This window comes from Paraflavitalea soli (genome assembly GCF_003555545.1).
GTDB classification, from domain to species: domain Bacteria; phylum Bacteroidota; class Bacteroidia; order Chitinophagales; family Chitinophagaceae; genus Paraflavitalea; species Paraflavitalea soli.
The window spans coordinates 4,072,299-4,084,732 of sequence record NZ_CP032157.1 but is presented as its reverse complement, the minus strand read 5'-3'; the positions used below and the strand labels follow the sequence as shown (position 1 = coordinate 4,084,732).

Sequence of the window (12,434 nt, the reverse complement as noted above, 5' to 3'; positions counted from 1 at the left end):
TTAGATTCTCACTTCCAAAGTACATCCATTGCCCGGCGCCGACCGGATCTCCATTTCCCCATTGAATACTTCAATACGGTTGCGGATATTGTTCAGGCCCATACCCGGCTTCACCTGCTCCGGGTCAAAACCAATACCATTGTCCTGGATAGTAAGTTGCACATGAGGGCCGCGATGCGCCAGGTCTATAACTACCGTCTGTGCTTCTGAATGCTTCAATGCATTGTTCAATTGTTCCTGTATGATGCGGTAGATCACCAGCCGTTTGTTATCCGGTATCCTGGTTTCATCAAACCCTTCATGTTGCACCTTGAACTCGATCTCTTTGGCATGCCGTATATCTTCGATCAGTTGATACAGGCTATCCAGTAAGCTCTGCTCGTTTAAGGCAGGCGGCAGCAGCGAACGCGAGAGGTTCCGGATCTCTTCAATCGTTTGCGTAATATAATGCGCACTTTTTTGCAGCAGTTCTTCCCGCATTTTGGGGTTCACCAATGCGTGTTGAATATACAATTTTACCACCCCCAGCAATTGATTGATATTATCATGCAATTCTTCTCCCAGTTTCTTCCGCTCAGCTTCCTCTGTTTGCAGCACACTTTGCGCCAGCTCATCTTTATGCCTTGCTTGTGCCTCGAACAGCGTATCCTGCAATAGCCGTTGTTCTGTAATGTCCTGCATGGCCCCGATCAATCGGTAAGGCTGTCCCGCTTTGTTACGCATGATAAAGCCCCGGTCAAAGATCGACTTGTAATCTCCGTTCTTGCAGCGAAACCGGTATTCATCCTGCCACACCGTGCCGCCCCTGTCCAGTTTGTTATCAATGGTGTCCAGTACCCGGTCCTTGTCTTCAGGATGCAGATTATTCGTCCACCAATGGTAATTGTCCTGCAATTCATCTGCCGTATAGCCAAACATCTCCTGCAATGTACGGTTCGTATAACACTGTTTTGTAACGATATTGTAATCCCACACCGCATCATTCGTAGCCATGCCCAATAATTGATACCGCTCCAGTATCTCCTCCTGCTGTTTGCGCGCCTTCTCAATATTGCCATACAACTTACGGCTTACAAAATAGATCAGCAAGGCTGCCAGCACCATGAATAAAATGCCTTTGTAATGCTGCAATTTGGTGTACGCATCAAGATTGTGCCTCGTGATCGACAGCGTAATAAAGTCGGAAAATAATATCCAGCCAATGCCGAATACCAGGAAGGTAAGAGAAAGTTTTGCAGAGGAGGGCAGAGGATTTTTCATACAATAGGCTATAAACATACAATATTGCGAAAAAATTACTTGTATTCCATACCAATCATCGATTTCGTCGCAAAAAATAGGATAACCTGTATCCATTCATTTACCAGCTGTATCCGGCATCTCCCATTTCAGGCTCCGACTCTCGTCTGCAGCTGATATTTTCTCCAGCTCGCAGCTCATAGCTCGCGGCTCGGAGCTTGTATTCCTATTCCCCTATCTTTGCGCCATGCATTACGTTTCCGTTGAGGGACTTACCAAGTCATATGGCGTTAAGCCGCTTTTTCAGAATATTTCTTTCCATATCGAAGAAGGTGATAAGATCGCGCTCGTAGCCAGGAACGGTAGCGGTAAATCCACCCTGCTTAAAATACTGGCAGGGAAAGAAACACCCGAAGAAGGGAAAGCATGGATCAATAAAGAAGTGACCGTAGCCCTCTTTGATCAAGAGCCCGTCTTCCAGGAAAACCTGTCCGTGTTGGACAATATTTTCCACCACAACCATCCCATCATCAATGCCATCAAGGAATTTGAACTGGCCAGTGAAGAGGGTACCCCCGAACAGATGACCGATGCCATTGTGAAAATGGATGAACTCGGCGCCTGGGATTTCGATACCAGCGTAAAACAGATCCTTGGTAAACTCAATATCCACCACCTCAACCAGCCTGCCGGTACATTATCCGGCGGCCAGCGTAAGCGCGTGGCCTTAGCCAAAACCCTCATAGACATTGGCTTTGAACACAAACACGTATTGCTCATCATGGACGAACCTACCAACCACCTCGATGTAGAAATGGTTGAATGGCTCGAACATTACCTCAACCAGCAGCACGTAACCCTACTCCTCGTTACCCACGACCGCTATTTCCTCGATAACGTGTGTGAAGAAATATGGGAAATGGACCGGAGCAACCTCGTAGTATACAAAGGCAATTACGAAAATTACCTCGAGAAAAAAGCTGCCCGCATGGAAAGCGAGGCCGCCAGCATCGACAAGGCCCGCAATACCTTCCGTCGTGAACTCGAATGGATGCGCAAGCAGCCCAAAGCACGTACCACCAAATCCAAAAGCCGCCAGGATGCTTTTTATGTAGTGGAAGCAAAGGCCAAACAACGCCTCGAAGAACAGAAGCTCCAGCTCGAAATGAAAATGACCCGCCTGGGTGGCAAGATCGCCGAACTGAAAAAAGTGTATAAGAGCTACGGCGAAAAGGTCATCATGAAAGGTTTTGATTACACCTTCAAAAAAGGCGAGCGGGTAGGAGTGGTAGGTAAAAATGGCGTAGGTAAATCCACCTTTCTCAACATTCTCCAGGGAATGGAGCAGCCTGATAGCGGTAAGATCAATATTGGGGAAACAGTTGTCTTTGGTAACTATTCCCAACAGGGCCTTACCATCAAAGAAGACATGCGTGTCATTGAATTCGTCAAAAATATTGCAGAAAGTTTTCCCCTCGCCAGCGGCGGCTCTTTAAGTGCTGCCCAATTCCTCGATCTCTTTCTGTTCCCACCCGATCAACAATACACCTACATCTCCAGGCTCAGCGGTGGTGAAAAACGCCGCCTGCACCTCCTGTCCATCCTTTTCCGCAATCCCAACTTCCTCATTCTCGATGAGCCTACCAACGACCTTGATCTGCCTACCCTCGGCATCCTCGAAAACTTTCTGAGCGATTTCCAGGGCTGTCTTCTCATCGTGTCCCACGACCGTTATTTCATGGACCGGCTGGTAGATCACCTCTTTGTGTTTGACGGCGATGGTGTTATTACCGATTTCCCGGGCAATTATACCCAATACAGGCTTACAGACAAAGACAAGGACGACAAGCTCATCGTTCCTAAGCCGGTGCCCATAGTGGAAGCTCCCGAGCCAGTAGCAACTCCCGGTAAAGCAGTTGAAAAAAGGAAGTTGACTTTCAAGGAAAAAAGAGAGATGGAGACCATTCAGCAGGAAATTGCCGCCCTCGAAAAAGAGAAGTTGGCCGTCACCGAAAAACTCAACAGCGGAAACGCGCCTTTCGATGAACTTCAGCAATTGGCCGTGCGCATAGGCGAGATTGCTGATCAACTGGACCAAAAGGAGCTTCGCTGGCTGGAGCTCAGTGAAATTGAGTAGTTATTACCGCCATTGGCACCCAAAAGAGACCGCAAAACACGGCTCGTGGCTCGCAGCTCGTAGCTCGTAGCTTGTATTATTCCATCAATGGCAAGAAAATCCTATAGCCTTCCCTTACTTTTGGGCTCCTAAAACAAAAACACATATTACATGAGAAGACTATGCCTGGTAATGGCTTTGGCTGCTCCATGGGGCGTAATGGCCCAAAAAGCTGCCAACCCCGTTACTTACGCCAACAGCATTACGGCGGAAGATCTTAAAAAACACCTCTACATTGTAGCCGGTGCAGAAATGGAAGGCCGTGAGACCGCTACCGAAGGACAGCGTAAGGCCGCTGCCTACATTGAGAATTATTTCAAACAACTGGGCCTGGCTCCCGGTGTCAATGGTGGCTACCAGCAACCCTATCCGGTATTTCAGGATTCACTGGTAAAAGCTTCTATTGATATCAATGGAAAGAAGTTCCAGCCCTTCACCGATTTTGCCGCCAACCTGAGCAGTTCCAATTCATCTGCCTTCATGGCCAGCGAAGTGGTATTTGTAGGGTATGGTATCAGCGACTCTACCCGCGATGATTACAAGGGTATTGATGCAAGAGGTAAGGTTGTATTGGTGCTGGCTGGTACACCGCCCGCCACACAACAACCTGCTCCAGGCACCCGTCGTGGTTTTGGTGTTTCCCCTGTAATAGAAGCAGCCCTGAAAAATGGGGCGATTGCTGTTCTCCAGGTGCAACCCGGATTCCCCCGCAGAACAGGCTCTACCAGGGGCTTTCAATATGTAAATGGTTTCCGCAAGACCATTTACCCTAACCTTTACGCTGTTTCCGACCAGGTGGCAGAAGCCATCATGGGTACTGATTATGCAGCAGCTAAAGATGCTATGAAGGCTGGTAACCCCACCGCAAAATCTTATGCCGCCAATGTAACAGTCGACTTCAATAAAGTGGTGACTGAGCTCCAAAGCACCAACGTGATCGGTTTCCTCGAAGGCACCGATAAAAAAGATGAATATGTTTTCCTCACAGCCCATTACGATCACATTGGTAAGACCGCTGCAGGTGTTATCAACTATGGCGCAGATGATGATGGTTCCGGAACCGTTAGTATCCTCGAACTCGCGGAGGCTTTTGTAAAGGCCAAAGCAGCTGGAAAAGGCCCCCGTCGCTCCATCGTATTCATGACCGTATCCGGTGAAGAAAAGGGATTGTGGGGGTCTGCTTATTATGGCGATCACCCCGTGTATCCATTAGAGAAAACGACTGTTGATCTCAATATCGACATGATCGGCCGCATAGATCCCAAACGCAAGATCGGTGATTCTACCAACTATGTATTCGTAGTAGGCGATGACAAACTCAGTTCCGACCTTCGCCCCATCAGCGAGGCCATGAACAAAAAGTATACAAAACTCGAACTGGATTATAAGTTCAATGAGCCCAATGATCCCGAACGTATTTACTACCGCAGTGACCATTTCAATTTTGCCCGCAAAGGCGTGCCCATCATTTTCTATTTCAACGGTACCCACGACGACTACCACCGTCCCGGCGATACCCCCGATAAGATCAATTATGAGCTGATGGCCAAAAGAGCAAAACTGGTATTCTTTACTGCCTGGGATATGGCCAACCGCAACGACATGCTCAAAAGGGATATCCCCTTAGACCTGCCTGCGAGATAGGGTTCTTCCTGCTCCATAGGAGCAGCCGCTTTGTAGAGAATAAGTTATATCATATCTGCGGTCCCATAGGGGACGCCCCTAACGATAAATGGTGGATCGCCTTCGAAAAGCGACCCACCATTTGTATTTTCCCCAAAACAAAAACATCCCCCAGTGATGGAGGATGTTTTTATTCAGGTAATATATTTAATGCTCGTTCCTAGCTGCCAAACACCTTCTTCAGCGTCTCCGTTACACGGGCCGCCGGGTCTTTACGGATCTTTTGCTCCTCCGTGGCTACCTGGAAAAACATACCACTCAGTGCTTTATCCGTTACATAACCCGAAAGATCAGGATTCACTTTAGACACCAATGGTATCTTATTGTAGGCATCTATCACCGTTTTCCAATGTTTTGTCGCTCCCGTTTTTTCGAGAGCACTCTCGATCACAGGGCGAAAAGCACTGGTGAGAGCCGGGGTAGTTTTGCCTTTCAGGTAGCTCGTAGCCGCCGTATCACTGCCTTTTAAAATGCCCAGCGCATCCTGGAAGCTCATCGTTTTAACAGCATCCACAAAGATGGGAGCTGCACTCTTCGAGGCTTCTTCAGCTGCCCGGTTCATGGATAGGATGGCATCGTCTACCAACTTACCCATGCCTGCATTGCGCAAGGTCTTCTCTACTTTTTGCGCTTCAGGAGGCATCAATACTTTAATAGCCGCATTGGCAAAGAAACCATCTACCGAGGACAACTTGTTGGCGCCGTTTTGAGCACCCAGCGAAAGCGCCTCTTTTAAACCGGCAACAATATCATCATTACTGAGTGAACCGCCTTTGGCTTTATTCAGCAAGCCACCGGCTTTTTTCAACAACCCGCCACCGGAGTTTTGGGCAAAAGACATTACCGAGGTCAATAACAATAGGGGGAGTATTACTTTTTTCATAGCGACATTATTTCGTTAAAAGTAACGTCGGTTTCTATAAAAAGTTGTTAACCCTCAATTATTTAATGCCTTATTAAACCCTATTTAATCCAATGTCACACGGAGCCTGTCGTTTGTCACCCTGAGCCTGGCGAAGGGTTGTCGTAGCCTATTTGATCCAGTCAAACTGTTCCGCGCGGGGCATATTGTTAAAAACGTGTAAAACCTGCTCCGGAGGAGCCGATAACTTGCGCAATTGCGTGTTGATCCAGGCCCCTTCCACAGTGATCACAGCCGCCAGCACATCGGCATTTTTATAAATATGATGCTGGATACTCCATCGGGATTGATCTTCTTTTGCCTTCAGCAAATGCAGATCGATCGTCACCACATCTCCCAACCTTATTTCTTTGCGAAACACACATTCCTCTCTAAAGAGAATAGGACCCAGGTGGTTTTGTGCCATAAAAGCAGCACTTAGCCCATGCGCTTCCAGGAAAGCAATGCGGCAATAAGCCCCGTAATCGTAGTATACTGAATGACGCAGGTGGAAATTAGGATCAAGATCAGACCAGCGCACCTCTACTGTTTTAACATAATTGCTCATAAATAATTTTTATAAACCTTATTCATAAAATTATACTATACCATAATTATTAGCTAATTTTCATTAGCAATACGTGCCATGTCCATGCGTAAATTCATCACCGTCATATGCCTGTTGGCCTTCGTTGCCCTCCAGTATGGCAAGGTAGTGAGCTATTGGCATTGCCGGTTAACCGCACCTGTCAATTGCGATTGCCAAAAAACACTCACCGGCCATTCCGATAAAGACCACCCTGGTACTCCAGTAATGGTGGCCAAAGAAAAAGCAGAAGAAGTCTTCCTGGCCCATGAAGTAACCATCCACCCGCTCACAGTGATTTCATCCAATAATTGCAACCAAAGCCTTTACCAGGCACTGATCCCAGCCGATCATACCGTCTCCGTTTTCCATCCTCCGGGATGCTAAAATTCCATATAATCTATACAGCAAATTAAGCGATAGTCCATGTCGAAAGGCACGGTCTCAGTACAAATGCATTAAGCAGAGTTGTTCTGATGCCTTGATTTTTTGATTCTTTTGTCCCGCAATGCGGGGGCAAAAGAACAATAAAACCATTCACACAAAAAAATATCATCATGAAACTCATCAATACATCATTGATCATAACCGCTATACTCATAGCCATAACATCCTGTCACCGGCACACCGTAGCCACTGCACAGGATAGGATGCCCGTTACCGCCCCAGTCAATATAGAATATAAAGACGCCGCCGGCAACATTAACCTCCTGGGGAAAAGCTCCCGTCAACGGCTTGCTCAGGCTCCTTTTGACACCTGGTTCAACAAGAACTATGCAGATTATACTATCGACACCAATGCTGCCAATCAGCTAAAACCATTGCTGAAGAACAAGCAGTTTGTCATCTTCATGGGTACCTGGTGCGGAGACAGCCGCCGCGAAGTGCCCCGCATGTACAAGTTGTTGGATTATTGCGGTGTGAAGCCATCACAGATACAACTTGTGAATGTCAATAACCACGATACTGCCTACAAACAAAGCCCTGGCCATGAAGAAAGAGGACTGTATATTTTTCGCGTACCCGACCTCCTCGTTTATGAAAACAACAAAGAAGTAGGAAGGATCGTGGAATCTCCGGTTGCCACCATCGAAAAAGACCTGTTGTCCATAACCGGCAACAAAGCTTACGCACCCCGTTACCCGGGAGTAGCCTACCTGATCAGCCAGTTCCAATCACCCCAATGGATGTCAACACCAGCTGCCATTGAACAGGCTGCCGAACAACTCCGGCCAATCGTATCTTATTGGGGTGAGCTCACTTCCTTTGGAAGAGTATTGCTGATGAATGGTGAAACCGATAAAGCAGTAGATGCCATGCGCATCAGTACATTATTGTATCCTGCTGAACCGGCTACTTTCAATTACCTGGCCGCTGCTTATCAGAAGAAGGGCAATACCAATGCAGCGAAAGAATGCTGTCAGAAAGTATTGCAGTTACAGCCCGGCAACCAGCAGGCCATAGCCATGCTTGAACAACTCAACAGGCAATAACTCGTTATTCCTTGCTTACGGAAAACGGAGACAGTATAATCGCTGTTGCAATTGGTATAAATCATAGGTTTTCCTACATTTGAGCCCTTAAAAACAATGGAATGAAAAGAACAAGCTTGTTTATATTGACCACTTTTGCCGCCGCTGCCGCTATCGGGCAAACTACAAAGCCCGCTGCCGGTAAGCCAGCCCCTAAATCAGCCACCGCCAAGCCGGCTGCAGGCGCCAAAACCGCCGGTACCTCAGTGCCTATGAAGAACTCTGTGGATTCCTTCAGTTATGCAATTGGCTTAAGTATCGCCAATTTCTATAAGCAACAGGGAGTGACTGGCATCAATAACCAATTGGTGCTCAAAGCCCTCACCGATGCCAAGAACGGTAAACCTGCCCTGGACGAACAACAGGCCAATGCCTGCATTATGAACCACATGCAGGCAGCCCGCAGCCAGAAAGCCTCTGGTGCTAAAAAAGCAGGACAGGCATTCCTCGCGCAAAATAAAACCAAACCCGGTGTAGTAACCCTGCCCAGCGGTCTCCAATACCAGGTGATCCAGGAAGGTACAGGCCCCAAGCCTACCCCCAATGACCAGGTAAAATGCCATTATGTAGGCTCATTCATAGATGGAAAAGAGTTTGAAAGCTCCCGTACCAATGGCCAGCCAGCTACTTTCGGCGTTGGTCAGGTGATCAGAGGATGGACAGAAGCCCTCCAGCTGATGTCAGTAGGCAGCAAGTATAAATTATTTATTCCTTCCGAACTGGGTTATGGCGATGGCGACAATGGCCCCATAGCCGGTGGGTCTACCCTTATTTTTGAAGTGGAACTCCTGGAGATCATAAAGCCCGAAGGCGGAACACAACAACCCGGCGGTCAGCAATAGAGAGCAGGAATTTCAGATCGATCTTATAAATTAAAAGCAAAAGGCCCGAATGTCACTCATTCGGGCTTTTTGCTTTTATCAACGCTTCTGTATTCTAAATTCTGAATTCTGTATTCTTCGTTCTCCTACTCTTTAATGAACTTATATTGGTAAAGACCTTTACCTTGTTCATCCGTCACCACAAGCATATACACCCCACTCGCAAAAGACTTAACGTCCAACAACGTATTGCCTGCTGCCACTGGTTTGGTGATCAATAACCTGCCATTCACATCTACCACCTTAATAACAGACCTGGCGCTGGTGCCTGCTATATTCACATTCAGCGTACTAATGGCTGGGTTGGGGAATACATTCACTTTAAGAGTACCTGTATAGGTTGGCGCTCCTTCTCTGGAAGCCGTTCCCGTAGCCACCCGCAGCGTATAGCAGCTCGTAGCATTATTGGCCCCACTGTAACCGTATACCCGTATATAATAAGTACCCGCAGCAGCAGTGTAATTGATCGTCTCACTGCTGGTGCCTCCGGCCTGTGAAATACCGACCTGTGTTTGAGCACTGTTAAACAGCCGGATATCATAATCCGCAGGCAGCGTACTTAAAGTAATCGTGATGGTACCACCTGTAGTGATCACAAACTTGTAGTAATCATCATCCGCGCTCGGGCTGATCAATCCCGTAATATTCGTATTCAACGGAACCTGTGGAGCACCGGCAAATGTACCATTGCTGCTATTGTCATAAGTGCTGGCACAACCCGTAACCGTGGTAGCCCCGATATTCAGGCCATAACAAACCGTTGTGCTGAAAGCGCCGTTATAACCAAATACCTGAATATAATACGTGCCTGCAGCCGAACTGCTGCGCGTGATCGTTTCGCTGGTAGTACCACCATTTTCAGACCGGGCCAGTTCTGTACCGGCTGAATTATAGAGGATGATATCATAATCACCTGCCAGGTTCGTCAAAGAAATGTTCAGGTTGCTGGTTGCACTCAGCGTAAAGGAGTACCAGTCCTTATCCGTAGCACTGCCAATGGCGGCAGAAAGCGCCGTATTCGTAGTCACCGCTGCCGCTGTTGCCAGCGTTTCATTCGCCTCATACGCATTTGTACAAGTGATCGTACCCGTAGTGGTGAATTGAGCCGCCGTATACGTACTGCTGCCCGATGCACAATTGGCACGTACCCTCCAGTCGTAAGTCGTCGAAGCTGCTAAACCACTCAGGTTCACAGAAACACTGGTGGTACCTGTAGCTGCATTTACCCAGGTAGAAGAGGCTGTTGTCTTATAATCCACATCATAACTGTTGGCGCCGCTCACCGCTGTCCAGCTTACAGTAGCGCCACTGGTGGTGATCCCTGAAGAGGCCAGGCCCGCTGGTGCAGTACACGTTGGCGGAGTACCACTGATGGTAAAATTGGTATTCGAAATATCATAGAAGATATTGCCAACCCCTTCTATTTTTACCCTTGCCTGTGTAGTTACATTATTAGGTACCGTGATCGTTTCTGTACCGTCATTGGCCGTGCTGGCCAATAATACAATGGGGAAAGTATTACCTCCATCTGTCGATAAGCTGATCTTCACATTGGCGCAGTTTACAGGCGCTGCATTCGTGCTGTTTACACTCCAGGTAATCGCCTGAGAGGATCCCGGCGCCCAGGTTACTGCCGTGTTGGGGGCCGTGACCGCAAAAGGACCGGCAGCGGCAGAAACAATCACCTGCATATCGTCACTGTTATTGTTGCCACCACCAATATGGTTATCCCTTACTGTAAACCTGAAATTGAGCGTACGTGCTACAGAAGGCAATACTTCCCATTTATTCGTATTCGTTCCTCCCAATACCGAAGCCAGGTTGGGAAAACTACGCGATGGCGAAGTGGAATAAGTCACACTGCGGAACTGTGGCCCCGATGTGGCCGTAGCCGAAGGAACAGTAGAAGAGCCCGAAGCATAATTGTCATATTGCTCCCAGGTGTAGGTCAATACATCCGCTGCATTCGCATCACTGCCCGTACCGGTAAGTACAAAAGGGGTGGATTTGGGGATCGTAAAATTGGCGCCCGCGTTGGCAGTAGGAGTCGAGTTGCCTGTAATGGTTACTACCGCACAGCCACCTCCGGTAGTGCCCTTAATATAATCAGTTACCTGCTCCACACTCTTGGCATGAAAATAATCATCACTATGCGGCTGTACATCCGTGGTGCTGCCTGTAATGCCGGCGTAACCCATGATCGTGCTGCCGCTGCCCGGTTCCATATTGGCGCCCGTTCCTTCGGTCTGGAAAGAGAAGGTATGATTGGCTCCAAACTGGTGTCCCATTTCATGCGTCGTATAATCCACTACAAAGGGATCTCCTTCAGGCGTGGTATGCGAAGTAAAGCCACTGCCTTTGGATCCAGCCACACAAACACAGCCAATGCAGCCCGCATTACCATTATTCGAACCCCTGTGTACCAGGTGTCCGATATCATAATTAGCGCTGCCGATCACAGCATCGATCGTTTGCTGTGTTTTGGTATTGTATTCATTGGTCCAGGGATCAGTAGAAGCCGTAAGGTAAATAATGGCATCGTTGTTGGCGATCAGGTTCATGCGAATGCCGAAGTCACGCTCATAAATACCATTCGTCCTGGTCATCAGCGTGTTCATAGCGGCCAGCACCTTGGCTTTACGTTGCGCATCCGTGGTTTCTGTCCCATTCAGGAAGTAGGTGGAATATTCTCCCGTAGCAGCCAATGCCAGCCGGTAAGTGCGTAGCCTGCCATCATCGGCGCCCCGCAAAGCTTCTCCGGGAATACTTACCGATGGTTGCTGCAGCTTGTTGTTTTCCTGCGTGAAGCATTGAAACACATTACGGTAATCTACCACTTCCTGGCGCGAGAACACCACATAATATTGAGCACCCCGGTCTACCGGGTCAATATAGATCGTTGGCCGGTTGGACGATAAGATCATACCATGAAATCCCCTGGGCGACACATCAAAACGAATCGTAGACGTAGGATTATCAAGCCCTTGCCCTGCATACGATTGTATTTCCGGGTAGCGGGCTGCCAGTGCTGCATCCATTACAGGAGCTGCTACAACACTGAAACGTTCCAGCTGGCCATTGGCCACCGGCACCGAAATAACAAAGGAAGATTGTGCGGCCGATACTTTTTTCTCAGAAGGGGAGTTGCGCAAAGTGCGCGCTATCGATAATTCATCCAGCCGGTAGAGTTTGTAAACAGTAGGCTTAACGTGGACAGTGAATAGGTTTTTAGTGATGGTGGATTCATTCACAGGCGTCCAGAAATCGCTTTGTTGCGACAGGGCGCCATATCCGACCAACACTAATGCAAAGAGTAGTGTGATCTTTCTCATGAGACGTAGATTTTTGGTTCTTCCTAAATTAAGATAAAAAATAATCGTTTGCGCTAAGGCGTTTGGGTATATATATTAAATGCAACTGCGAGTCACAAGTGGTG

The 12,434-nt window shown here is 48.0% G+C and carries 9 protein-coding genes; 5 read left to right on the top strand and 4 right to left on the bottom strand.

All coding sequences use genetic code 11. The features are described from left to right. Positions 1 to 1,260 (bottom strand): sensor histidine kinase, encoded by a 1,260-nt coding sequence (locus D3H65_RS15095; protein WP_162915646.1) that lies wholly within the window; start codon positions 1,258 to 1,260, stop codon positions 1 to 3. A gap of 226 nt (positions 1,261 to 1,486) precedes the next feature. Here D3H65_RS15095 and D3H65_RS15090 point away from each other — a divergent pair, with 226 nt between their 5' ends. Both D3H65_RS15090 and D3H65_RS15085 read left to right on the top strand, forming a co-directional pair. Beyond that, a complete protein-coding gene (locus D3H65_RS15090) occupies positions 1,487 to 3,376 on the top strand; it encodes an ABC-F family ATP-binding cassette domain-containing protein (protein ID WP_119051108.1) in 1,890 nt (629 codons plus the stop codon). 150 nt (positions 3,377 to 3,526) lie between these two features. Beyond that, complete coding sequence (locus D3H65_RS15085) at positions 3,527 to 5,059, top strand: M28 family peptidase (protein ID WP_119051107.1); 1,533 nt, start codon at positions 3,527 to 3,529, stop codon at positions 5,057 to 5,059. Positions 5,060 to 5,258: 199 nt separating this feature from the next. On the opposite strand, the gene D3H65_RS15080 is transcribed toward D3H65_RS15085, so the two are convergent. Continuing rightward, positions 5,259 to 5,981 (bottom strand): DUF4197 domain-containing protein, encoded by a 723-nt coding sequence (locus D3H65_RS15080; RefSeq protein ID WP_119051106.1) that lies wholly within the window; start codon positions 5,979 to 5,981, stop codon positions 5,259 to 5,261. Positions 5,982 to 6,129: 148 nt separating this feature from the next. Further along, positions 6,130 to 6,567 (bottom strand): acyl-CoA thioesterase, encoded by a 438-nt coding sequence (locus D3H65_RS15075; protein ID WP_119051105.1) that lies wholly within the window; start codon positions 6,565 to 6,567, stop codon positions 6,130 to 6,132. A gap of 84 nt (positions 6,568 to 6,651) precedes the next feature. On the opposite strand from D3H65_RS15075, the gene D3H65_RS15070 reads away from it, so the two are divergent. The 3 genes from D3H65_RS15070 to D3H65_RS15060 all read left to right on the top strand — a co-directional run bounded on the left by D3H65_RS15070 (position 6,652) and on the right by D3H65_RS15060 (position 8,959). Further along, positions 6,652 to 6,972, top strand: coding sequence for a hypothetical protein (locus D3H65_RS15070; RefSeq protein ID WP_162915645.1), 321 nt, complete (start codon positions 6,652 to 6,654; stop codon positions 6,970 to 6,972). Between the two features lie 170 nt (positions 6,973 to 7,142). Further along, positions 7,143 to 8,078, top strand: coding sequence for a thioredoxin family protein (locus D3H65_RS15065; protein ID WP_119051103.1), 936 nt, complete (start codon positions 7,143 to 7,145; stop codon positions 8,076 to 8,078). A gap of 101 nt (positions 8,079 to 8,179) precedes the next feature. Next, a complete protein-coding gene (locus D3H65_RS15060; RefSeq protein ID WP_119051102.1) occupies positions 8,180 to 8,959 on the top strand; it encodes an FKBP-type peptidyl-prolyl cis-trans isomerase in 780 nt (259 codons plus the stop codon). Positions 8,960 to 9,084: 125 nt separating this feature from the next. On the opposite strand, the gene D3H65_RS15055 is transcribed toward D3H65_RS15060, so the two are convergent. Continuing rightward, positions 9,085 to 12,330 (bottom strand): reprolysin-like metallopeptidase, encoded by a 3,246-nt coding sequence (locus D3H65_RS15055; RefSeq protein WP_119051101.1) that lies wholly within the window; start codon positions 12,328 to 12,330, stop codon positions 9,085 to 9,087. Positions 12,331 to 12,434: the final 104 nt, after the last annotated feature.